Annotated in this window: 21 protein-coding genes; 8 read left to right on the top strand and 13 right to left on the bottom strand. The window is 74.5% G+C overall.

Going from position 1 to position 22,373, the window contains the following annotated elements; translation table 11 throughout:
• Nucleotides 1-10: 10 nt before the first annotated feature.
• Nucleotides 11-1,183 (top strand): hypothetical protein, encoded by a 1,173-nt coding sequence (locus O7604_RS24050; protein ID WP_281577865.1) that lies wholly within the window; start codon nucleotides 11-13, stop codon nucleotides 1,181-1,183.
• 60 nt (nucleotides 1,184-1,243) lie between these two features.
• Entirely contained in the window at nucleotides 1,244-1,834 is a 591-nt protein-coding gene (locus O7604_RS24055) for a pyridoxamine 5'-phosphate oxidase family protein (RefSeq protein ID WP_281577866.1), read from the top strand.
• 6 nt (nucleotides 1,835-1,840) lie between these two features.
• Here the strand turns inward: O7604_RS24055 and O7604_RS24060 are convergent, their stop codons facing one another.
• Nucleotides 1,841-3,322: a peptide MFS transporter gene (locus O7604_RS24060; protein ID WP_281577867.1), complete on the bottom strand. Its 1,482-nt coding sequence runs from the start codon at nucleotides 3,320-3,322 to the stop codon at nucleotides 1,841-1,843.
• A 225-nt stretch (nucleotides 3,323-3,547) separates the two neighbouring features.
• On the opposite strand from O7604_RS24060, the gene O7604_RS24065 reads away from it, so the two are divergent.
• On the top strand, nucleotides 3,548-3,889 hold the full coding sequence (locus O7604_RS24065; RefSeq protein ID WP_007070998.1) for an RNA polymerase-binding protein RbpA: 342 nt from the start codon (nucleotides 3,548-3,550) through the stop codon (nucleotides 3,887-3,889).
• Between the two features lie 65 nt (nucleotides 3,890-3,954).
• On the opposite strand, the gene O7604_RS24070 is transcribed toward O7604_RS24065, so the two are convergent.
• Genes O7604_RS24070 through lnt form a run of 3 tightly spaced genes read right to left on the bottom strand, consistent with a single transcriptional unit; the run spans nucleotide 3,955 to nucleotide 6,948 of the window.
• Complete coding sequence (locus tag O7604_RS24070; protein ID WP_281577868.1) at nucleotides 3,955-4,476, bottom strand: FxsA family protein; 522 nt, start codon at nucleotides 4,474-4,476, stop codon at nucleotides 3,955-3,957.
• Between the two features lie 53 nt (nucleotides 4,477-4,529).
• Entirely contained in the window at nucleotides 4,530-5,321 is a 792-nt protein-coding gene (locus O7604_RS24075) for a polyprenol monophosphomannose synthase (protein WP_269706217.1), read from the bottom strand.
• Nucleotides 5,322-5,343: 22 nt separating this feature from the next.
• The gene (lnt, locus tag O7604_RS24080) at nucleotides 5,344-6,948 is read right to left on the bottom strand and encodes an apolipoprotein N-acyltransferase (protein WP_269706219.1); all 1,605 of its coding nucleotides are present in this window, start codon (nucleotides 6,946-6,948) and stop codon (nucleotides 5,344-5,346) included.
• A 110-nt stretch (nucleotides 6,949-7,058) separates the two neighbouring features.
• Between lnt and O7604_RS24085 the strand changes: the two genes are divergently transcribed.
• From O7604_RS24085 to O7604_RS24095, 3 genes are all read left to right on the top strand, one after another.
• A complete protein-coding gene (locus tag O7604_RS24085) occupies nucleotides 7,059-10,169 on the top strand; it encodes a BTAD domain-containing putative transcriptional regulator (RefSeq protein WP_281577869.1) in 3,111 nt (1,036 codons plus the stop codon).
• 67 nt (nucleotides 10,170-10,236) lie between these two features.
• Nucleotides 10,237-11,211: an ATP-binding cassette domain-containing protein gene (locus tag O7604_RS24090; protein WP_281577870.1), complete on the top strand. Its 975-nt coding sequence runs from the start codon at nucleotides 10,237-10,239 to the stop codon at nucleotides 11,209-11,211.
• On the top strand, nucleotides 11,208-11,990 hold the full coding sequence (locus tag O7604_RS24095) for an ABC transporter permease (RefSeq protein ID WP_281577871.1): 783 nt from the start codon (nucleotides 11,208-11,210) through the stop codon (nucleotides 11,988-11,990). Before O7604_RS24090 ends, O7604_RS24095 begins: the two co-directional genes overlap by 4 nt.
• Before the next feature lie 427 nt (nucleotides 11,991-12,417).
• Here the strand turns inward: O7604_RS24095 and O7604_RS24100 are convergent, their stop codons facing one another.
• Genes O7604_RS24100 through O7604_RS24125 form a run of 6 tightly spaced genes read right to left on the bottom strand, consistent with a single transcriptional unit; the run spans nucleotide 12,418 to nucleotide 19,083 of the window.
• Nucleotides 12,418-13,752 carry a glutamate mutase L gene (locus O7604_RS24100; protein WP_281577872.1) on the bottom strand — a complete coding sequence of 445 codons (1,335 nt, stop codon included), beginning with the start codon at nucleotides 13,750-13,752 and terminating at the stop codon, nucleotides 12,418-12,420.
• Nucleotides 13,749-14,141 carry a hotdog domain-containing protein gene (locus tag O7604_RS24105; RefSeq protein ID WP_281577873.1) on the bottom strand — a complete coding sequence of 131 codons (393 nt, stop codon included), beginning with the start codon at nucleotides 14,139-14,141 and terminating at the stop codon, nucleotides 13,749-13,751. Before O7604_RS24105 ends, O7604_RS24100 begins: the two co-directional genes overlap by 4 nt.
• Complete coding sequence (locus tag O7604_RS24110; RefSeq protein ID WP_269706228.1) at nucleotides 14,141-14,893, bottom strand: OAM dimerization domain-containing protein; 753 nt, start codon at nucleotides 14,891-14,893, stop codon at nucleotides 14,141-14,143. Before O7604_RS24110 ends, O7604_RS24105 begins: the two co-directional genes overlap by 1 nt.
• Entirely contained in the window at nucleotides 14,890-16,449 is a 1,560-nt protein-coding gene (locus O7604_RS24115; RefSeq protein ID WP_281577874.1) for a lysine 5,6-aminomutase subunit alpha, read from the bottom strand. The genes O7604_RS24110 and O7604_RS24115 overlap by 4 nt, the downstream gene beginning before the upstream one ends.
• Entirely contained in the window at nucleotides 16,446-18,017 is a 1,572-nt protein-coding gene (locus O7604_RS24120) for an amidohydrolase family protein (RefSeq protein ID WP_281577875.1), read from the bottom strand. The genes O7604_RS24115 and O7604_RS24120 overlap by 4 nt, the downstream gene beginning before the upstream one ends.
• 4 nt (nucleotides 18,018-18,021) lie before the next feature.
• Entirely contained in the window at nucleotides 18,022-19,083 is a 1,062-nt protein-coding gene (locus tag O7604_RS24125; RefSeq protein WP_281577876.1) for a zinc-binding alcohol dehydrogenase, read from the bottom strand.
• A gap of 143 nt (nucleotides 19,084-19,226) precedes the next feature.
• Between O7604_RS24125 and O7604_RS24130 the strand changes: the two genes are divergently transcribed.
• Nucleotides 19,227-20,633: a lysine 2,3-aminomutase gene (locus O7604_RS24130; RefSeq protein WP_269706236.1), complete on the top strand. Its 1,407-nt coding sequence runs from the start codon at nucleotides 19,227-19,229 to the stop codon at nucleotides 20,631-20,633.
• Between the two features lie 58 nt (nucleotides 20,634-20,691).
• Here the strand turns inward: O7604_RS24130 and O7604_RS24135 are convergent, their stop codons facing one another.
• Nucleotides 20,692-20,886 (bottom strand): CsbD family protein, encoded by a 195-nt coding sequence (locus O7604_RS24135; RefSeq protein WP_073829538.1) that lies wholly within the window; start codon nucleotides 20,884-20,886, stop codon nucleotides 20,692-20,694.
• Nucleotides 20,887-21,046: 160 nt separating this feature from the next.
• Between O7604_RS24135 and O7604_RS24140 the strand changes: the two genes are divergently transcribed.
• Nucleotides 21,047-21,658 (top strand): histidine phosphatase family protein, encoded by a 612-nt coding sequence (locus O7604_RS24140; RefSeq protein WP_281577877.1) that lies wholly within the window; start codon nucleotides 21,047-21,049, stop codon nucleotides 21,656-21,658.
• Here the strand turns inward: O7604_RS24140 and O7604_RS24145 are convergent.
• Nucleotides 21,591-22,094, bottom strand: a complete 504-nt coding sequence (locus O7604_RS24145; protein WP_043330145.1) for an Lrp/AsnC family transcriptional regulator — start codon at nucleotides 22,092-22,094, stop codon at nucleotides 21,591-21,593. The genes O7604_RS24140 and O7604_RS24145 overlap by 68 nt on opposite strands.
• A 59-nt stretch (nucleotides 22,095-22,153) precedes the next feature.
• On the bottom strand, nucleotides 22,154-22,369 hold the full coding sequence (locus O7604_RS24150; RefSeq protein WP_030502405.1) for a DUF433 domain-containing protein: 216 nt from the start codon (nucleotides 22,367-22,369) through the stop codon (nucleotides 22,154-22,156).
• Nucleotides 22,370-22,373 lie beyond the last annotated feature (4 nt).

The following is a 22,373-nucleotide window of genomic DNA, read 5'->3' on the forward strand; positions in this document are numbered from 1 at the left end:
TTCGCCCCCGATGGACGCCGAGCTCGCCACCGACACCCGACCCTGCGCCCACTGCGGACGCGACGTGCCGCAACGCGCCGGCGCGGGCCGCCCGTTCCGCTACTGCCGGGACAACGACGGCGCCTGCCAGCGGGCCGCCCGCAACTCGCGGATGCGCCACCGCAACTCCCCCGGCCTGCCCGGGCAGGTGGCGCGCACCTGGGAGGCGGTGGACCGGCTCGACCAGATCGTGGAGACGCTCACCGAGGCGCTGCACGCCGAGCTGTCACCGGCCGGTGTGGAACGCCAGCTCGCCGAGTTGCGCGCGGAGACGTCGGCGCAGGTCGCGGCCGCGCACGCCGAACGCGACGAGGCCCGCCGCGAGGCCGAGGACGCCAGCGCCGCGGCGGCCCGGGACCGGCAGCAGGCCCGCGCCGCGTACGCCGACCGCGACGCCGCCGCCGACCGCGCCGAGCGGGCGGAGGCCGCCGCGTCCGCCGCCGCCGACCGGGCCGCCGCCGCCGAGGAGGCCCGCGACGCCGCCCGCGCCGAGGCGGGCGCCGCGCAGGCGCTGCGGGTGCAGGCCGAACGCGACCGCGACACCGCCCGGCAGGAACTGCGCACGGTACGCACCGAACGCGACGCCGAACGCCGCCGCGCGACCGAGCTGGCCGCCGAACGGGACGCCGCCCGCGCCGACGCCGAGCGGGCCACCCGCTCCGCCACCGAGGCCCTGGACCGGGCCGAACAGTCCCGCGCCGACGCGCAGGCCGCCCAGGCACGAGCCGGCGAGGCGGAACGCGCGGCCCGGGCCGCCATCGAGCGGGCCGACGCGCAGGCAGCCACCGCGCGGCAGGCAGTCGTCGAGCGGGACCGCGCCGAGGCGGCACGCGCCGACGCCGAGGCGGCGCTGGAGCGGGTCCGGGCCGAATCGAGCGCGGCGGTCGAGCACGCTCTGGCCGAGGCGGCAAGGGCGACTGAGCAGGCGCGCGCCGCCGCCGGCGAGCGGGACGCGCTGGCCGCGGAGCTGGCCGAGGCGCGGCGGGCGGTGAGCGCCGCCGAGGCCCGGGCGGCCGAGCTGGCCGCCCGGACAGCGGTGATCGAGGCCGACCGGGACGCCGCGCAGCGGCGCGCCGGGCAGCTCGCCGACCAGGTCAGTGATCTCGCGACGGCGCTGGCGCGGCTCGGTACGCGTACCGTCTGAGCGGCCACGGGCTGGGAACGGGGCAGCGCCGCACCCGGCTCTCCGGCGAGGATCGAAGGCATGGGAAAGACGTACGAGCGCATCGACGGCCGGCTGCGGGACTTCGTCGAGGCGCAGCCGATGTTCTTCGTCGCCACCGCCCCGCTCTCCGGTGACGGCACCGTCAACCTGTCCCCGAAAGGCCTGCGCGGCTGCTTCGCGGTGCTCGACGAACACACCGTGGCATACCTCGACTTCGCGGGCAGCAACGCCGAGACCATCGCCCACCTGCGGGAGAACGGCCGGATCACGCTGATGTGGTGCGCGTTCACCGGCCCGCCCAACATCGTGCGGGTGCACGGGCGCGGCGAACCGGTGTTCCGCGACGACCCGCGCTGGCCCGGCCTGCTGAAGCACTTCCCCGACATCGACCCGGGTCCGCACGGCCTGCGCGCGATCATCGTGGTGCACGCCGAGCTGATCCGCGACACCTGCGGCTACGCGGTGCCGTTCATGACCTACGACGCCGACCGGGACCTGCACGAACGCCGGTTCGCCCGGGAGGACGACGCGTCGCTGAGCGCGTACTTCGCCGGCAAGGACCACGTCGCGACCAGCATCGACGGGCTGCCCGGCCTGCCGTTGCCGCTGCCGCCCACCCCGGCGGTGTGAGCGCGGTCAGTGGATGCCGGCCATCAGGCGCCGGATCTGGCGGGTGAACATCACCGCGGCCAGGCCCAGCACCACCGAGGCCAGCCCGAAGGTCAGGAAGTACACCGGCTGGGACCACCTGTCGGCCAGCCGGGCCACCTGACCGCCGATGGCGTCACCGACGGCGGTGGCGAGGAACCACAGGCCCAGCATCTGGCTGGCGTACTTGACCGGCGCGAGTTTCGTGGTGGCGGACAGGCCGACCGGGCTCAGCGACAGCTCGCCGGCGACCTGGATGGCGTACACCGCGACCAGCCACAGCGGTGAGACCAGGTCGCCGCCGACAGCGGCCCGCGCGGCGGCGGCCATCAGCACGAACGACAGGCCGTTGAGCACCAGGCCGACGGCGAACTTCGTGGGCGTGGACACCCGGTGCCCGAGCTTGAGCCACAGCGCGGCGGCCAGCGGCGCGCCGATGATGATGAGGATCGGGTTCACCGACTGCAACCAGGACGCCGGGAACGTGAACCCGCCCACCGACCGGTCGGTCTGGTCGGCGGCGAAGATGTTCAGCACCGACCCGGCCTGGTCGTAGATGAGCCAGAACGAGGCGGCGAACACGAACAGCCACACGTACGCCTTCATCCGGCTGCGTTCGGTGCCGCTGATCTCCCGGTCGGTGAGGATCCGCGCGAAGTAGCCGACAGTGACCAGCACCGTCACCACTGTGAGCAGGTTGACCACCGTGGTGACGGTGAACCAGCCGGCCACCAGCAGCACGAGCAGCGCGGCGAGCACCACGACGCTCGCCGCGCCGATGCGGGTCAGCGCGCGCCGCCGGTCCGCGCCGAGCAGCGGGTCCGCCGGGCGGGCGCCCGCGTCGCCGAGGTTGCGCCGGCCCAGCACGTACTGCAGGACGCCGAAGGTCATGCCGACCGCGGCGGCACCGAACCCCAGATGCCAGTTGATCTTCTCGCCGAGGAAGCCGGTGATCAGCGGGGCGATGAACGCGCCCAGGTTGATGCCCATGTAGAAGATGGAGAACCCGGCGTCGCGGCGCGGCGAGTCCCGCTCGTACAGGTCGCCGACCATGGTGGAGATGTTCGGCTTGAGCAGGCCGGTGCCGAGCACGATCAGGGCCATGCCGGCGAACACGCTCCACCCGGTGGGGATCGCCATCACGTAGTGACCGGCGGCGATCACCACGCCGCCCCACAGCACGCTGCGCCGCGCGCCGATCAGCCGGTCCGCGACCCAGCCGCCCGGCAGCGCCATCAGGTAGACCATGGCGTTGTAGGTGCCGTACACGGCGTTGGCGCTGGACTCGCCGAGGTCCAGGCCGCCGTCGGCGACCGCGGCGGTCAGGTAGAGCACCAGGATCGCCCGCATGCCGTAGAAGCTGAACCGCTCCCACATCTCGGTGAGGAAGAGCGTGGACAGCGCGCGGGGATGACCGAAGAAGGTCTTCCCGGCGGGTGGTCGGGCTCCGACCGGCGCGTCACTGCTCATCGTCACCTCCGGCGCGCAAACAGGTGGGTAACATCCCCGTTGGCAGGCGAAACACTCCACCGATTCGGCCCGGCCGGGGACGACCCCGCCGGGCAGCTGTCATGGCCGGTTACCCTTGACTCTCCCGACCCGCGTACGGCCCTGTCGCCGTGGGCCGGGGAATGGGCGAGCGGTGACCGGTCGTTACACGTGAAGACCAGCACCACGAACGAGGGGAAGTCGATCATGGGCGAGCGCATGCTGCGCGGTAGCCGACTGGGCGCGGTCAGCTACGAATCCGACCGCAACACGGAGCTCGCGCCGCGCCAGACCCGCGAGTACCTCTGCGCCAAGGGCCACCAGTTCGAGGTGCCGTTCGCCGTCGACGCCGAGGTCCCGACGACCTGGGAGTGCAAGTTCGACGGCAGCGTCGCCCGCCTGGTCGACGGCACCGAGCCGGAGCAGAAGAAGGCCAAGCCGCCGCGTACCCACTGGGACATGCTGCTGGAGCGGCGCTCGATCGCCGAGCTGGAGGACATCCTCGCCGAGCGGCTCCAGGAGGTCCGGACCCGCCGCGGTCGTGCCTGACCGTCCGTAACGCGCCGAAACGCCCCCGGGATCACCCGGGGGCGTTTCGCTGTCTACACCGCGCCTCAGCGGTCGACGATCTCGCCCTCGATGGCCTTGCCCGGGTCGGTGACCGGCTGCGGCGCAGGCGCGGGGGCCGGCTCCGGGGCCGGCTGCGACGCGCCCCGGTACACGCGGACCCGGCGCGGCCCGAACAGGTCACCGGCGACCATCGACGACACTCGCCGCTCGGTGGCCCGGCGCACCCCGCCACCGGCCAGCCGGCGCAGCGGCGGCACCAGCAACAGCAGGCCCACCACGCCGCTGACCAGGCCCGGCAGCGCCAGCAGCAGCGCACCCAGCAGACCCACGAGGCCGTCTGTCACCTCGGGGCCCGGCGGACGGCCGGCCTGCGCCGCCGCGCGGAAGCCGCGCCACGCCCGCATGCCCTCGCGGCGCAGCAGCACCAGCCCCAGCAGGGACGCCCCGAACACCAGCAGCACCGCCGCGCCGAACCCGACGGCCCGGCCGACCAGCACGAAAACGGTCAGCTCCAGCAGCGCCAACAGCAGCAGGGCCGGTGGTACGTACTTCAGTCCTCGGCGCATCTCACCTCATCAGCCCGGGGTCATCACGCCCCTCAAGCATGACACGCCCCGGCTCAAGGCCAGCGCGCGAGCGCATCCGGGCGCGACGGCGCGGTCGCCAGACGGTCCCGCACCCCCCACCGGGTGACCCGCCACAGCGCCTCCGCCACGATCAGCGGGCTCATCTTGCTGTCGCCGTGTTCCCGCTCGGCGAACGTGATCGGCACCTCCACGATCCGCACCCCGGCGCGGTGCGCCAGCCGCGACAGCTCCACCTGGAACGCGTACCCCTGGGACCGCACCGAGTCCAGGTCGATCGCGTCCAGCGCGCTGGACCGGTACACCCGGTAGCCGCCGGTGGCGTCGCTGACCGGCATGCCCAGCGCCAGCCGCGCGTACAGGTTGCCCACCCGGGACAGCAGCAGCCGCCGCCACGGCCAGTTCAGCACCCGCGCGCCGCGCGTCCACCGGGAACCGATCACCACGTCGGCGTCGCGGGCGGCGTGCAGCAGCGCCGGCAGGTCCTCCGGGGCGTGCGAGCCGTCGGCGTCCATCTCCACCACCGCGTCGTAGCCGCGGGAACGCGCCCAGGCGAAACCGGCCAGGTAGGCCGCGCCGAGCCCTTCCTTGCCCTCGCGGTGCAGCACGTGCACCCGCGGGTCGTTCCCGGCGATCGTGTCGGCGATCGCGCCGGTGCCGTCGGGGCTGTTGTCGTCGGCGACGAGGACGTCCACCGCCGGCGCCGCCTCGCGTACCCGGGCGACGATGCGCCCGACGTTGTCGGCCTCGTTGTAGGTGGGGATGACCACCAGGACCCGCCCCACCCCGGGATGGCCGACCGTCCGCCTGTCGGCTGCCACGCCCACCGTCGCACCGCCTCTCGTCGGCTCAGCCGGGAGCGGCCTCCCGGCGGCGGCGCAGCACGGCCGCGCCGGCCAGGGCCGCGACCGCCAGCGCCGTCAGCGCCACCTCCGGCCACACCCCGGCCGTGGTCGCCGGGGTACGCCCGTCGCCGAGTTCCATCTGCCGCACCACCACCGCGGCGGTGTTGAACCCGGTCGCACCGTCTACCCGTCCGTCCGGGGAAACGAACCCGGACACCCCGACCGTGGAGGCCATCAACGCGGCCCGGCCGTGCTCCACGGCCCGCAACCGCACCATGGCCAGCTGCTGGCGGGCCTCGGCCACGTCGAACGTGGCGTTGTTGGTCTGCACCACCAGCAGCTGCGCGCCGCCGGTGACGGTGTCCCGGACGATGCCGTCGTAGGCGACCTCGAAGCAGATCACGTCGCCGAGCACAGCCGGGCCGGTGTTCAGCACGCCGGGACGGTCACCGGCCACGAAATCGGACCGGACCCGGTCGACCTGGGAGCTGACCTTGCGGGCGATGGAGCGCAGCGGCACGTACTCGGCGAACGGCACCGGATGCCGTTTCGTGTACACCTGGTCCAGATCCGGGCCGGTGCCCGGGCGCCACAGCAGCCCCGCGTTGCGCACCTCACCCTGCCCGGGCCCGACCAGCACCGCGCCGACCAGGATCGGCGCGCCGATCGCGTCGGCGGCCTGGGAGATCCGCTCCCCCGCGCCCGGGTTGCGCAGCGGGTCGATGTCGCTGGAGTTCTCCGGCCACACCACCACGTCGGGGCGTTCCTGCCCGCCTTCGGTGACCCGCCGCGCCAGCTCCAGCGTCGCGTCGACGTGGTTGTTCAGCACCGCCTGCCGCTGCGCGTTGAAGTCCAGCCCGAGGCGGGGCACGTTGCCCTGCACGATGGCCACGGTGACGGTGTCGCCCGCGCCGCGTACCCCGGTCGGCACGGCCGAGCCGGCGGCCAGCAGCGCCACCAGCGCGGCGGTCAGCCCGGCGACCGGCCGCCACTGCCCGGGCGTACGCCGCCAGTCCCGCCACGCGGCGGCGACCAGCAGCCCGCCGGCGACCGCGACGGCGAACGTGACCAGCGGGGCGCCGCCGAGCGCGGCGAGCTTCAGCAGCGGCGAGGTGTCCTGGCTGAACGCGAGCCGCCCCCACGGGAACCCGCCGAACGGGGCGCGGTCGCGCAGCGCCTCCTGCCCCACCCACAGCACGCCGGTGAGCAGCGGCCACGCCGCCCGGTGCCGGTCCGCCAGCGGCGACACCCAGGCGGTGGCGGCGCCCAGCAGCGCCAGGAACGCGGCCTGCAGCAGCGACAGCAGCGCCCACGGCAGGTAGCCGGTGTGCAGGTTCGTCCACTCCAGCAGCGGCGCGAACAGCGCCAGCCCGGTCAGGAAGCCCAGCCCGGCGCCGGCGCGCAGCCGCCGCCGGTGCACGGCGGCGGCCAGCAGCGCCACCCCGACCGGTGCGAGCGGCCACATCCCGTACGGCGGGAACGCCAGCAGCAGCGCCACCCCGGCCAGCACGGCGGCCGGCACGGCGAGCGTCAGCGGCAGGGGACGCGCGCCGCCGTCACCGGGTGCCCCGTCGGTGGCACGCGGCTGTTCCCGGTCCAGCGTCGTCACCGGCTTCTCCCCACGATCACGGGCCGAAGGCTACCCGCCCGTACCGGCCGTCGGCCGAACCGGTGTGGGGCGTGCCACCGACGCGGCGCCGGCAGGCGACAATCGGGCGCATGCGGTTCGGTGTGCTCGGCGCGACCCAGGCGTACGCGGCCGACGGCAGCGTGCTGCCCGTCACCGGTGGGCGGCTGCGCGCGCTGCTGGTGCTGCTGCTGCTCGACGCCGGCCGGACCGTGCCGCCGCGGCGTCTCATCGACGGCGTCTACGGCGACCGGCCGCCCGAGCAGGCCGCGAACGCGCTGCAGTCGCAGGTGTCGCGGCTGCGCCGGCTGCTGCCCGACGCGCCCGTCGAGTTCGGCCCGGCCGGCTACCGGCTGGCGATCGATCCGCAGCGGGTCGACGTGCACCGGTTCTCCGGGCTGGCCGCGGCCGGGCGGGCGGCGCTGGCCGCCGGTGACCCGGCCGGGGCGGCGGCGCTGCTGCGCGACGCGCTCGCGCTGTGGCGCGGCGAACCCCTGGCCGACGTGACGGACGCGCCGTTCGCCGACGCCGAGGCGGCCCGGCTGCGTCAGGCGCGCCTGGCCGCGGTCGAGGACCGCGTCGAGGCGGAACTGGCCCTCGCGCCGGCCGGCGCGCCGCTGATCGCCGAGCTGCGGGACCTGGTGGCGGCGCATCCGCTGCGGGAGCGGCTGCACGGGCTGCTGATGCGGGCGCTGCACGGCGCCGGCCGCCGCGCCGAGGCGCTCGCCGTCTACGCCGACGCCCGCCGGATCCTGGCCGAGGAGCTGGGCACCGACCCGTCGGCGGAGCTGGCCGCCCTGCACACGGCGCTGCTGCGCGACGACGCCGCGCCGCCCGCCCGGCTGCCCAGCCCGCTCACCAGCTTCGTCGGCCGGGAACCGGAGCTGCGGCGCGTGCACGAGCTGCTCGGTACGGCACGGCTGGTCACCCTGCACGGCCCGGGCGGCGCCGGCAAGACCCGGCTGGCCACCACCGTCGCGTCCGGCCACGACGGGCCGGTGTGCCTGGTGGAGCTGGCCGCCGTGGCGCCCGGCGCACCGGTCGCGCCCGCCGTGCTGGCCGCGCTGGACCTGCGCGACGCGGGCCTGCGCACCCCCGGCGGCCCGGCCGACCTCACCGACCGGCTGGTCGCCGCGCTGGCCGACCGGCGGCTGCTGCTGGTGCTGGACAACTGCGAGCACGTCATCGACGACGCGGCCCGGCTGACCGGCCGGCTGCTCGCCGCCGCGCCCGGGCTGCGGGTGCTCGCCACCAGCCGGGAACCGCTGGGCCTCACCGGCGAGGCCCTGTGCCCGGTCGGTGGGCTGCCCGCCCCGGACGGGCCGGCCGCACCGCGGGCAGCCGCCGCGTACCCGGCGGTGCGGCTGTTCACCGACCGGGCCGCCGACGTGTCGCCCGGGTTCACCCTCGACGCCGGCACCACCCCGGCGGTGCTGCGGATCTGCCGTACCCTCGACGGGCTGCCGCTGGCCCTGGAGCTAGCCGCGGCGCGGCTGCGCGCCCTGCCGGTGACGCAGGTCGCGGCGCGCCTGGACGACCGGTTCCGGCTGTTGCGCCGCGGCGACCGCACCGCTGCGCCCCGGCACCGCACGCTGGAGGCGGTCGTGGGGTGGAGCTGGGACCTGCTCGACGCCCCGGAGCGGCGGCTGGCCGCCCGGATGAGCGTGTTCGCCGGCGCGGCCGACCTGGCCGCGGTGCAGGCGGTGTGCGCGCCGGACGCCGGTGACGTACTCGACGTGCTGACCGGCCTGGTGGACAAGTCGCTGGTGGAGGCCACCGGCGGGCGCTACCGGATGCTGGAGACGATCCGCGAGTTCGCGGCGGCCCGGCTGGCCGAGGGCGGCGAGACCGGGCGGGTGCGGGCCGCGCACGCCGCGTACTTCCTGGATCTGGCGCTGGCCGGCGACGCGGGCCTGCGCGGCGGCGGCCAGGACCGGTGGCTGCGCCGCCTCGACGCCGCCCGCGACGACCTGCACGCGGCGCTGCGGCACACCGACACCGCCACCGGGTTGCGGCTGGTCGCGGCGCTGGCGTTCTACTGGTGGCTGCGGGGCCTGCGCGGGGAGGGCGCGGCGCTGGCCCGGCGGCTGGTCGACCGGCTCGACGGCCCGCCCGACGGCCTCGCCGAGGAGTACGCGCTGGGCCTGCTGGTCGCCACGCTCGCCGGTGGCGGCGAGCGCAGCGAGGTCGACACCGCGTCGCGGATCCTGTGGACCATGGCCCGGCCGCCCCGGCATCCGTTCCTGCTGTACCTGTCCGGCATGGCCAGCGGTCCCCCGTCGCCGCAGGACGCGGCGGCGCTGCACGAGCAGGCCGTCCGGGACCGGCTGCTCGGCACCGATCCGTGGAGCAGGGCGCTGGGCCGGCTGGGCACCGCGATGGTCGGTCTGCTGCACGGCCGGCACGAGCAGGCCCGCACCGAGCTGGACGCCGCGCTGGCCGGTTTCCGGGCCCTCGACGACCGCTGGGGGATGATCGTGACGCTGTCCACCCGCGCCGAGGCCGCCTACCGCACCGGTGACGTCGCATCGGCGGCCGCGCCGATGGCGGAGGCCCTGGAGCTGGCCGAGCAGCTCGGCTCCACCCTGGACCTGGCGGAACTGCTGCGGACCCGCGCCGACGGGCGGCTGGTCGCCGGTGACCTGACCGGCGCGGCGGAGGACTACCGGCGGGTGCGGCGCATCGCCGGGCCGGCCGGCGCGCCGGAACTGGTGGCCGCCGCGGATCTGGGCCTCGGCGAGATCGCCCGCCGCGACGGCGACCCGCAGCGCGCGCGGACGTTGTGCGAACGGGCCGTCGCGCAGTGCCCGTCGGGCTGGTTCGGCGCCGATGTGGTGCGGCTCGCGGCGCTGGTGACGCTCGGGCAGCTCGCCGACACCACCGGCGACCCGGCTGCGGCCCGCGCCTACTACCGGCAGGTCCTCACCGCCGGCGTCGGCGTGTGGGACGTGCCGGTGGTGGCCGCGGCGGCCGACGGGCTGGCCGGGCCGCTGCTGCGCGCCGGCGACCCCGAGTCGGCGGCCCGGCTGCTGGGCGCGGCGGCGGCGCTGCTCGCAGGCACCGGCGCCGCCGACGCCCCGGCCGGCACGCCGACCGCCGTCACGCTGCGGGAACACCTGGGCGAGGCGGCGTTCGCCACCGCGTACGCCGGGGGCGCGGGCCTGCCCCGGCAGCGGGCGCTGGCGCTGGTCGACGGGCGCTGACCGGCGCGGCGCCGCCCGGTGCGCGCGCGGTACGCGCCCGGTCAGCGGCGCCGGTGACGCTGACACCATGACCGACGACGCGACGGCCGTGCTGGCCGACGGGATACGAAAAACGTACGGACGCACCACCGCCCTGGACGGCTTCGACCTGGCCGTGCCGGCCGGCACCGTCTACGGGGTGCTGGGCCCCAACGGGGCGGGCAAGACCACAGCGGTGCGGATCCTCACCACGCTGCTGCGTTTCGACGCCGGCCGGGCCCGGGTGGCCGGGCACGACGTCGCCGCCGCCCCGGACCGGGTTCGTGAGGCGATCAGCCTGACCGGCCAGTACGCGGCGGTCGACGAGGTGCTCAGCGGCCGGCAGAACCTGGTGCTGTTCGGGCGGCTGCGCCGGCTGTCCGCGCGCCGGGCCCGCCTCCGCGCCGAGGAACTGCTGGACCGGTTCGGGCTGACCGAGGCCGCCGACCGGTCGGCGGGCGGCTACTCCGGTGGGATGCGCCGCCGACTGGACCTCGCGGCCAGCCTGGTGGTGCCGCCGCGGGTGCTGTTCCTCGACGAGCCGACCACCGGCCTGGACCCGCGCAGCCGCAACGGCCTGTGGACGGCGGTGCGGGAACTCGTCGCCGACGGCACCACCGTGCTGCTCACCACCCAGTATCTGCAGGAGGCCGACCACCTCGCCGACCGGGTGTGCGTCATCGACGCCGGCCGGGTCGTGGCCGAGGGCACCCCGGAGCGGTTGAAGGCCCGCATCGGCGCCGACCGGCTGGAACTGGTGGTCCGCGACGCGGCGGACCTGCCCACGGCCACGGCGGTGGTGCAACGCGCCACCGGCGCGACCGCGACGGTGGACGCCGAACTGCGGCGCGTCGACGCGCCGGTGGCGGACCGGATCGCCGTGCTCACCGCCGTGCTGCGGGCCCTCGACGACGCCGGGATCGCGGTGGAGGACGTGCTGGTGCGCCGGCCGACGCTGGACGAGGCGTTCCTGCGGCTCACCGGCGCCCACGCCGACGCGCAGCGGGTGGGGGTGGCGTCGTGAGGGCGCTGACCGACGGGTGGCTGATGGCCGGGCGGAACATGCGGCACGTCGTGCGCGCCCCGGAGGAGATCATCCTCTACTTCACCCTGCCGATCATGTTCGTGCTGGTGTTCGGCTACGTGTTCGGCAGCGGCATGACCGTGCCGGGCCAGGGCAGCTACCGGGAGTTCCTGCTGCCCGGGGTGTTCGTCATGACGATGCTCTACGGCCTCGGCGCGACCGCGTCGGCGGTGGCGGTGGACGCCGGCCGGGGCGTGGTGGACCGGTTCCGGTCGCTGCCGATGGCCCGTTCGGCGCTGCTGTCCGGCCGCGCCGGCGCCGACCTCGTACGGGCCTGCCTGGAGATGACCACGCTGGTGGTGTGCGGGCTGCTGGTGGGCTGGCAGTGGCGCGAGGGCGTCGGCCCGGCCCTGGCGGCGGTGGCGCTGATCCTGCTGCTGCGCGTCGCGATGACCTGGCTGGGCATCCTGTTCGGGCTGCTCGTGCCGAACCCGGACACGGTCGCGGTGGTGGTGTTCCCGCTGGCGTTCCCACTGACCGCCCTGTCCAACGTGTTCGTGGCGCCGGAGCTGATGCCGGACTGGCTGGGCGCGGTCGCCGCCTGGAATCCGCTGTCGGCGACGGTGGCGGCGGCCCGGGACCTGTTCGGCAACCCGGGCCTGGGCGGTGACTCGTGGCCCGCCCGGCACGCACTGGAACTGGCGATCGCCTGGCCGCTGGCGCTGATCGCGCTCGCCGCCCCGGCGGCGGTGCGCCGCTACCGGCGGCTCGGCCGCTGACCGGGGTATCCGGGGGGATGAAATCGGGGCGCGGCCGAAGCCGCGCCCCGATGCTCCCAGGCCCTTCCCGGCCGGTGGGGCGAAGACGATCGGCGCCGACCTTCGGACCGACCCGACGTGGACTGGCTGCCCCCGCCTGGCCGTTGTCTACTGGCCGTGCCTCTCACCCTGCCCGTACACCGGTAACCGCGGCCGGTTCGCGCCGCCCCGCCGACCCCCGCCCGCTGGACCTGGCCGCCGCAACCTTCCGGTCGCTCGGCCAGCGGACGAAGGGACGAAGCGAACAACAGCCGCTTCCCGTGGTAGGACTCAAAGACGGTACGGCGTAGACCCCCGCCGCTGTCAACCCACCCGGGCCTGTCGTGTGTTGCGACACGGCGTGTCGCGTCGGCGCGTCTCGATTTCCGCGCCCTGTTCGCGGCGTGCGTCAGGCGCCGAGGTGGTGCCGCAGCATCGCCGCCGCCGCACCCGGATGGTCGGCGGCGAGCAGCCCCGCGGCGGCCAGCACGTAGTCCACGTCGACGACCGGCCGGGCCGCCCGCGGCAACGCCCACCCGCCGGCGTGGTCGGTGAGCACCGCGTCGAGCACCGCCGCCGCGTCGCCCGGGTCGGCGTGCCGCAGCACCCCGCCGGAACCGACGAGCAGCTTCACCTCCCGCAGGTCCCGCCCGGCCCGCTCCCCCGTCGCCGCACCCCGGGCGTGCCGCCGCAACGCCACCGTCGCGGCCAGCGCCGCGATGCGCCGGTCCGCGGCCCGGTCGGCGTCACCGGCGGGCAGGAAGCCCGGGTCGGCGGCCCGCACCGCCGCCGCGGCCGTCAGCTGCGCCTCCCCGGCCGGGTCGAGCAGCCGCTCCTCGGCCGCGGCGCGCACCACACCGGGCGCGCTCCACCGCATGCCCAGGTCCCCTTCGACGGTGCGGGCCCGCCACAGCGTCCCCGCGACCTCCTGACTGGGGCCGCTGTCCCGCTCGTCGGGCGTGAGCACCGAGTACACGTCGGTGGTGGCCCCACCGACGTCCACCACTGCCAGGTCACCGCCGAGCGTGCCGGCGAGGACCTCCACGCCGGTGAGCACCGCGTCCGGGGTGGCGGCGCGGACCAGCCGCGCGAACCGGGTACCCCGGGACAGCTTCTTGCCGCCGATGACGTGCCGCAGGAACACCTCGCGGATCGCCGCCCGCGCCGACGCCGGCTCCAGCACCCCGATGCGGGGCAGCACGTTGTCCGCCACCGTCACCGGCACCCCCGCACCAGCCAGCAGCGCGTGCAGCTCGTCGCGCACGTCGGCGTTGCCGGCGAGGACCACCGGCACCCGGAACCGGGCCTTCGCCAGCCGCGTCGCGTTGTGCGTCACCGTGTCGGCGTCCCCGCCGTCGGTGCCACCCACGAGCAGCACCACGTCCGGGCGGGCCGCCCGCAACGCCGCCACGTCCGCCCCGGCGAGCCGCCCGGCAGCCACGTGCACCACGTTCGCGCCCGCCGACAGACCGACCCGCCGGCCCGCCTGAGCGGTCACGAGCGGCTCGTAACCCACCACCGCGAGGCGCAGCCCACCCCCGGCCGACGAACACACGTACCAGGGCACCTCAGCGACCCCGGCCGACGCGGTGGCCGCGCCGACCGCGGCGTCCAGGCCGTGCAGCACATCCGTGCCCACGGTGGTGGGCGCCGAAGCCGCCGCGACCAGCCGGCCGCCGTCGAGGTCCACCACCGCGGCCTTGGTGTACGTCGACCCGACGTCCGCGCAGACGACGACGCTCACGGCCGTTGTGGCACGACCACCGTGCCGGTCGCGGTGACCGCCACGATCGGCTCGTCGAGCACCTCGGCGGCCGACTCGCCCTTGTCCGGGCGGCCCCGGCACACCACCGTCGCGGCGAAGTCGACGGTGCGGCTGCGGGTGCCCACCCGGGTCACCGTCGCCGTCACCTCCAGCACGTCACCGGCCTTCATCGGCGCCCGGAACTGCACGTCGGAGTACGAGGCGAACAACCCCTCGTCGCCGTCGGTGCGGATGCACACCTCGGTCGCCACGTCACCGAACAACCCCAGCGCGTACGCCCCGTCGACCAGGTTGCCCGCGTAGTGGGCGTGGGAGTACGGCACGTACCGGCGGTGGGTGACTGTCAGACCGACACGCGGATCGCTCATCAGGTGTTCGCCTTCCTGGAGGTGATCAAAGCGTGGACGAGGTAACTGGCGACCTCACCCGGGGTGGTGCCACGGCCGAAGATCCGATCCACGCCCAGCTCGCCGGTCATCGTCTCGTCGAACCGCGGCCCGCCGACGATCAGCAGCGGCCGGCGCCCGGCCGGCATCGCCTCCCGGAACGCCGCCGACATCTCCCGCGTGTTGTGCAGGTGCGCGTCGCGCTGCGTCACGACCTGCGACACCAGCACCGCGTCGGCGCGCTCCCGCCGGGCCGCCTCGACCAGCTCCGGCACGCTCACCTGCGCGCCCAGGTTCGTGACCTTCAGCTCCCGGTAGTACTCCAGGCCCTTCTCGCCGGCGATGCCCTTGACGTTGAGGATCGCGTCGATGCCGACGGTGTGCGCGTCGGTGCCGATGCAGGCGCCCACCACCGACAGCTTGCGGCGCAACTGCCGCTTCACCACCGCGTTGACCTCCTTGGCCGACAGCAGCGGATAGTCACGCTCCACCACCTGCACCTTCGCCAGGTCCACCAGGTGGTTCACCCGCCCGTACACCACGAAGAACGTGAACCCGTCACCGATCGGTTTGGCGTGCACCAGCATCGCCGGGTCCATGCCCATCTTGTTTGCCAGCTGCACCGCCGCGCCCTCGGCCCGCTTGTCGTGCGGCACCGGCAACGTGAACGACACCTGCACCATGCCGTCACCGGTGGTGTCCCCGTACGGCCGCACAATCGTCTTCTCGCTCACGGGGTCTGCTCCAGGATCTCGGTGGCCGGGTTGTAGTAGTCCGCCTCGTGCCGCGCCACCCCGGACAGGCCCTTCCCGCGGTCCGCCGGCCGCTTCATGATTCCGAACGTGCCCTCGGCGATCGCCGTCAGCAACGACTGGTCCCCGATGCGCTCCAGCAGGTCCACCGCCTCACCGAGCACCCGGTGCGCCCGCGCCTGGATGAACCCGCCCGGCGCCGGCACGAAGTCCTCGTGCAGGCCGCCCGCCGCGCCCAGCACGTACCGCACGTTCTGCAGGGCGATGTCCCGGTCCGACAACCACGGCGTCACCACCGCCTCGGTCATCATCCCCACCAGCAGAATCCCCTGCCCGGTCATCGTGCCCACCAGGTTGAAGAACCCGTCCAGCAGGTTGCCCCGGAACACGTCGCCGGTCATGTGCTTCGTCGGCGGCATCCACTTCAACGGCGCGTCAGGGAACAACTCCCGCGCCAGCAGCGCGTGCGCCAGCTCCAACCGGAACGACTCCGGCACATCCGGGTTGATCTCGAACGCGTGCCCCAGCCCCAGCTGCCAGTCCGCCAGCCCCGCCTCGTGCGCGAAGAACTCGTTCAGCAACTGCGACACCGTCACCGTGTGCGCCTCGTCCACCGCGTCAGCGGTGGTCAGGTAGTTGTCCTCACCGGTGTTGATGATGATCCCCGCCCGCGCGTGCACCTGCCGCGAGAACCGCTGGTCCACGAACGTGCGGATCGGGTTGATGTCGCGGAACAGAATCCCGTACATCGAGTCGTTGAGCATCATGTCCAGACGCTCCAGCCCGGCCAGCGTCGCCATCTCCGGCATGCACAGACCCGACGCGTAGTTCGTCAGCCGTACGTACCGGCCCAGCTCCCGCGACGTCTCGTCCAGCGCCGCCCGCATCAGCCGGAAGTTCTCCTGCGTCGCGTACGTCCCGGCGAACCCCTCCCGGGTCGCCCCCTCCGGCACGTAGTCCAGCAGCGACTGCCCCGTCGACCGGATCACCGCGATCACGTCCGCGCCGGCCCGCGCCGCCGCCTGCGCCTGCGGAATGTCCTCGTAGATGTCACCCGTCGCCACGATCAGGTAGATCCACGGCCGCCGCGCCGGATCCCCGAACCGCTTCACCAGGCGGTCCCGCTCCGCGCGCCGCCGATCGATGCTGCGGATCCCCGCCGCGACCGCCTTGCGCGACGCCCGCCGCGCCGCCGTAGCCGCCTTCCCCGACGGCTGCGCGAACCGCACCGACCCGGCCGCCGCCTTCTGCGCCAGCAACGTCACATCCGTGATGCCCTCACGGGCCAGCGCGTCGAACACCGGCGCCGCCACCCCGTGCCCCAGCCCCACGTCCGCGACCACCGCGTCCACGAGGCGGTTCACCCACGGGATGCCGTCCGGGTCCGCGCCGGTCACCCCGGCCAGCCGCAGCACCGCCCGCTCCACCGACACCGTGGTGTGGCTGCGCGCCAGATCCACCACCGGTTGCCCGGCCCGGCGCGCCAACTCCCGCGCCCGCGCCACCAGCGCCGGATCCAGCCCAAGCTTCCCTGTCACGAAGACCCTTCCTCATAGATCACGTCACCGCGCAACACAGTGGCCCGGCACACCGGCAGCGGCGTCGGATCGTCCGCGCCCCGCAACTCCGGATCCTCGGCCAGCACCACCGGCAGCCCCCGCTCCACGCCCGCCGGGGTGTCCCACACCGCGAACGTCGCCGGCGCCCCCAACGCCAGCACACCCTCGTTGTCCAGGTGCACCGCCCGCCACCCGCCGCGCGTGTGCGCCGCGAACGCCGCCCGCACACTCATCCGCTGCGCCGGGTTGTGATGCGCCGCCGCCGCCCGCACCGACCCCCACGGATCCAGCGGCGTCACCGGCGAATCCGACCCGAACGCCAACGCCACACCGACACCGTGCATCGCACCCATCGGATTCGACTCCAACGACCGCGCCAACCCCAGCCGCGACTCGTACATCCGGCCCGCGCCGCCCCACAACCTGTCGAACGCCGGCTGCATCGACGCCACGATCCCGTACTCCACGAACCCGGCGATCAGCGCCTTGCTCATGATCTCCGCGTGCTCCACCCGGTGCCGGGCCGCCCGCAACCGGTCCACGCCCACCGACCGGGCCGCCAGCGCGAACCCCTGAAGCACCGTCCCGATCGCCGCGTCCCCGATCGCGTGGAACCCGCCCTGCAACCCGTGCGCCGCACAGTCCAGCAGATGATCACGGACCTGCTCCGCCGACACGTAGCCGTGCCCGCACGCCCCCGCCTCGCCGTCCAGGTACGCCGCCGACACGTGCGCCGTCCGCGACCCCAGCGCCCCGTCGGCGAACAGGTCACCACCCGCGCCCACCGCACCCAGCTCCCGGGCCTTCGCCGCACCCAGCAGCTCACCCCAGTACCCGTACACCTCCGGCACACCGGCCCCCGAGATCGCCAGCAGCCCGGTGAAGTCCTCCTCGTCGGAGATGTCCGGACCACCGCACTCGTGCACCGCCGCGATACCCAGCGACGCCGCGTGCTCCAGGGCCCGCCGCTGCGCCGCCACCCGCTGCGCCCGCGTCACCGAGGCGAACGCCGCCGCCCGCACCACATGATGCGCGTCGCGCCGCAGCCACCCCGACGCCTCGTACCCGGCCGCCGACGCCACCTCCGGGCACGCCGCCAGCAACGCTGCCGACACCAGCGCCGAATGGATCGACGCCTGCGACAGATACACCCGCCGCCCACCGGCCGCCCGGTCCAGCGCCGCGGCGTCCGGCAACGTCGCGTCCGCCCAGCCCGACTCGTCCCAGCCGTGCCCCAGCACCACCGCGTCACCCGGCAGGCCCGCCGCGAACGCCGACACCGCCTCCAGCAGCCCACCCGCCGACCGCACCGCCGACAGATCCAGCCCCGACAACGCCAACCCGGTGTCGGTCGCGTGCACGTGCGCGTCCACGAACGCCGGCGTCACCAGCGCACCGCCCAGCTCCACCACCCGGTCCGCCCGCGGCGCCTCCGCGTCCGTGCCCAACCAGGCGATCCGCCCGTCCCGCACCAGCAGCGCCGTCGCGCTCGGGTCGGCCGGGCAGTGCAGCACTCCGCCGCGATACAGCGTCGAGGGGTTCGTCATGGTCTCAGTCTGCCGTCAGACGCGCCTCGAACAGGCCGCACACCCCCGGCTCGGCCCGCAACAGATCCAGCGCCAGCGCCGCGTGTCCCGGCACGTACCCGTTGCCCACCAGCATCGTCACGTCCGCCGCCAGGCCCTCCGCGCCCAGCGCCGCCGCCGCGAAGCTCGTCGCCATCGAGAAGAAGATCACCGTACCGCCGTCCGCCGTGGCCAGCACCGCGCCGTGCTCACACCCCGGCACGTCCACGCACACCACTGTCACGTCCGCCGGCACACCCAGCGCCGTCGTCACCGCCGTCGACAGCCCCACCGGATCCCGCGCGTCGGCCAGCGCCACCACGTCGGCCAGCCCGGCCGCCGTCAGCGCGTCCCGCTCCGCGTCCACCGGAACCACCCCGACGGTACGGGCGGCGCCCGCCCGCCGTGCCGCCGCCAGCGACAACGACCCGCTCTTGCCGGCCCCGCCGATCACCGCCACCGACACCGGACGCGGATCACCCTCCCGCGAGCGCCGCGCCACCTGCTCGGCCACCACCCGCGCCGTAAGCGCCGGCGCCCCGCACACGTCCAGCACCGCCAGGGACAGCTCGGGGTGCAGGTCCGGCGGCAGCACCGCCGCGATCGACCGGGCGAACAGAATCGCGTACCCGTCGCACGGCACCTGCTCGCTGCGCCCGTCCCAGCGGGCCAGCCCGTCGGTGATCGTCAGCGGCGTCAACGTCAGCGACACGAGCGTCGCCACCCGGTCACCGGGCTTCAGCCCCAGCGGCGAGCGGCGGCCCGCCTCCTCGACGGTGCCGATCAGCATCCCGCCGGAACCGGTCACCGGGTTCTGCATCTTCCCCCGGGCCGACACGATCTCCAGCACCTCGGCGCGGACCTTCTCCCCGTCGCCGCCGTGCTTCTCCGCCAGCTGCCGGAAACTCGCCGCGTCCAGGTTGAGCCGCTCGACCCGGATCCGCACCTCGTTCGCCGCGATGCGCGGGTCGGGGTCCAGCCGCCAGGCCGCCTGCGGGAGCACTCCCACCGGTTCCACGACTCGGTGCAGACCCACCGGTGACGTCACGCCGACCCCCTATGTCCAGCCGCCCGAACCCCCGGTCAGGGCTCGCGTCGCGGGAAAACTTCCGGCAGACTAATTTCTTCACCGCAGATTTTCCAGTAGCCTACGCATCCGTTGATCAACCCGCACGCAGACGAGGAGGGGCCGTGACCCAGACCCAACCGGTGGAGACCATCCCGACGCCCCGCCACGCGCCGGCCGCCGTCCCGGCCGCCGGACAGCCCTACGAATACCGCCGCGCACCCCTCGTCGAACCCGACTGGACCCGCTTCCCCGGCTGGCGCCACGTCACCCGCGACCAGTGGGAGAGCGCCCAGTGGCAACGGGTCAACTGCGTCAAGAACATCAAGCAGCTGCGCACCGTCCTCGGCGACACCGTCGACGAGACCTTCTACGCCGACCTGGAAGCCGACCAGAAGGCCCTGGCCACCATGTCCATGCTGGTGCCGCCGCAGATGCTCAACACGATGGTGCCGCATCAGCCGATGAGCACCGAGGCGCTGCTCGCCGACCCGATCCGCCGCTACATGATCCCGGTCGCCTCCGACCGCCGCACCGACTGGCCGTCGCACCCGTACGCCAGCCGCGACAGCCTGCACGAGCACGACATGTGGGTCGCCGAGGGTCTCACCCACCGCTACCCCACCAAGGTCCTCGCCGAACTGCTCTCCACCTGCCCGCAGTACTGCGGCCACTGCACCCGCATGGACCTCGTCGGCAACTCCACCCCCGCCGTCGACAAGCTCAAGCTCACCCTCAAGCCGGTCGACCGCTACGACGCCCACATCACCTACCTCAAGGCCCACCCGGGCGTCCGTGATGTTGTCGTCTCCGGCGGCGACGTCGCCAACGTGCCGTGGCGCAACCTCGAGTCGTACCTGATGCGCCTGCTGGAGATCGAGACGATCCGCGACATCCGGCTCGCCACCAAGGCGCTCATGGGCCTGCCCCAGCACTGGCTCCAGCCCGACGTGGTCGAGGGCCTCGAACGCGTCGCCCGCACCGCCGCCCGCCGCGGCGTCAACCTGGCCATCCACACCCACGTCAACCACGCCCAGTCGCTGACCCCGCTGGTCGCCAAGGCCGCCCAGACCGCGCTCGACGTCGGCGTCCGCGACGTGCGCAACCAGGGCGTGCTCATGCGCGGCGTCAACGCCACCAGCGCCGACCTGCTGGACCTGTGCTTCGCGCTCCAGGGCGAGGCGGGCATCCTGCCGTACTACTTCTACATGTGCGACATGATCCCCAACGCCGAGCACTGGCGCGTCCCGGTCTGGCACGCCCAGCAGCTCCAGCACGACATCATGGGCTACCTGCCCGGCTACGCCACCCCGCGGATCGTCTGCGACGTGCCGTTCGTCGGCAAGCGCTGGGTGCACATGCTCACCGACTACGACCGTGAGCGCGGCATCTCGTACTGGACGAAGAACTACCGCACCTCGATCGAGTCGGCCGACCTGGAGGCGCTGAACAAGCGCTACGCCTACTACGACCCGATCGACACGTTGCCCGAGGCCGGCCAGGCCTGGTGGCTCGCGCACCGCGACGACTGACCCCCGGACACCCGACGGCGGGCCACCTCTGCGATGAGGTGGCCCGCCGTTCGCGTACTCACTTGTTGAAGGCGTCCTTGACGTCGCGGCCCGCCTGCTTGGCGTGCTCCCCGGCCTGCCGGGCGCGCGCCGTGCTCTGCTCGGAGGCGCCCTCGGCCCGCAACCGCTCGTTGTCGGTCACGTCGCCGATCCGCTCCTTGGCCATGCCGCTCATCTCCTGGGCCTTGTTCTTCGCCTTGTCGGTGAAGCTCATGTCGCCCTCCCTCATCCGGCTACGCCTTGCCCTTGTCGCGTCCCCGGTGACTGTCGGGTCAAACGCTGTTGACCGGCGCACATCGCGTAAGACGTCCTAGGACAATAGGTTGAAGGCGTGACGCCCGGCCGACGCCGCCAGGCCGTGGTTGACTGGGCCGGTGAACGAGATCCTGCTGATCCGGCACGGCGAGACCAGCTGGAGCGCCGCGCACCGACACACCTCGTACACCGATCTGGACCTGACCCCCGACGGCGAGCGGCAGGCCCGCGCGCTGGCCCCTCTGCTCGCCGGCCGGCGCTTCGCCCGGGTGCTGTCCAGCCCCCGGCAGCGCGCCACCCGCACCGCGGCCCTGGCCGGGCTCACCGTCGACGCGATCGAGCCCGACCTGGCCGAATGGCACTACGGCGAGTACGAGGGACGCACCAGCGCCGACATCCAGACCGAGCGGCCCGGCTGGTCGATCTGGGCCGACGGCGGCCCCGGCGGTGAGTCACCGGAACAGGTGGGCGCCCGCCTGGACGCCGTCCTGGAGCGGGTCGCGCCGCTGCTGGACGACGGCGACGTCGCGCTCGTCGGGCACGGGCACAGCCTGCGGGTGCTCGGGGCACGCTGGATCGGGTTGCCGCCCTCGGCCGGCGGGCTGCTGCGGCTGGACACCGCCACGCTCAGCGTCCTCGGTCACGAGCACGGCCGGCGGGTGATCAGGCGGTGGAACCTGCCGGCTCCGCCGACGGGCGGGGACGACCCCGGCCGGTCAGCTCGCCACTGATCTTCGGCGGCCGGTTCTCGTACGGCGTGGACAGCACCACGGTGGTGCGCGTGGTGACGTTCGCGGAGGTGCGGATCTCCTGCAGCACCCGTTCCAGGTCGGCCGGACCGGCCACCCGCACCAGCAGGAGGTAGAAGTCCTCCCCCGCCACCGAGTAGCACGAGTCGATCTCGGGCAGGTGCGCCAGCCGTTCCGGCGCGTCGTCCGGCTGCGACGGGTCGAACGGCCGGATCGCCACGAACGCGGTCAGCGGCAGGTCCAGCGCCTCGAACGACACCCGCGCGGCGTACCCCTTGATCACCCCGCGCTGCTCCAGCCGGCGGACCCGCTGGTGCACGGCCGACACCGACAGGCCCACCCGCTCGGCCAGGTCCGTGTACGACAGCCGACCGTCCCCGGTCAGCGCGGCGACGATGGCACGGTCGATCTCCTCCACGCGCTGCACCCTAGCCGGAAAAGCGCTCCCACGCCGCACCCGGCCCGCCAGGGTGACGCTCAGCGCGCCGTCCGGTCGCGCACCGCGTCCGCGGCGTAGTTCAGCACCTCCGCCATGTCCTCCTCGTCCAGGAACGGCAGGTCGGTGAGGATGTCGGTGACGGACATGCCCTCGGCCATCATGGCCAGCAGGGTGGCCACGGGGATGCGCGACTGCCGGACGCAGGGCGCACCCCCCATGACGTCGGGGTCGGCGGTGATCCGGGGGAAGGTCACCGCG

This window comes from Micromonospora sp. WMMA1947, assembly GCF_027497355.1.
Taxonomy (GTDB): domain Bacteria; phylum Actinomycetota; class Actinomycetes; order Mycobacteriales; family Micromonosporaceae; genus Micromonospora.

Bases quoted from the DNA above. Each gene is read 5' to 3' on its own strand.
- O7604_RS24050 (WP_281577865.1), top strand. From the start codon at position 11: ATGGACGCCGAGCTCGCCACCGACACCCGACCCTGCGCCCACTGCGGA.
- O7604_RS24055 (WP_281577866.1), top strand. From the start codon at position 1,244: ATGGGAAAGACGTACGAGCGCATCGACGGCCGGCTGCGGGACTTCGTC.
- O7604_RS24060 (WP_281577867.1), bottom strand. From the start codon at position 3,322: ATGAGCAGTGACGCGCCGGTCGGAGCCCGACCACCCGCCGGGAAGACC.
- O7604_RS24065 (WP_007070998.1), top strand. From the start codon at position 3,548: ATGGGCGAGCGCATGCTGCGCGGTAGCCGACTGGGCGCGGTCAGCTAC.
- O7604_RS24070 (WP_281577868.1), bottom strand. From the start codon at position 4,476: ATGCGCCGAGGACTGAAGTACGTACCACCGGCCCTGCTGCTGTTGGCG.
- O7604_RS24085 (WP_281577869.1), top strand. From the start codon at position 7,059: ATGCGGTTCGGTGTGCTCGGCGCGACCCAGGCGTACGCGGCCGACGGC.
- O7604_RS24090 (WP_281577870.1), top strand. From the start codon at position 10,237: ATGACCGACGACGCGACGGCCGTGCTGGCCGACGGGATACGAAAAACG.
- O7604_RS24105 (WP_281577873.1), bottom strand. From the start codon at position 14,141: ATGAGCGATCCGCGTGTCGGTCTGACAGTCACCCACCGCCGGTACGTG.
- O7604_RS24120 (WP_281577875.1), bottom strand. From the start codon at position 18,017: ATGACGAACCCCTCGACGCTGTATCGCGGCGGAGTGCTGCACTGCCCG.
- O7604_RS24135 (WP_073829538.1), bottom strand. From the start codon at position 20,886: ATGAGCTTCACCGACAAGGCGAAGAACAAGGCCCAGGAGATGAGCGGC.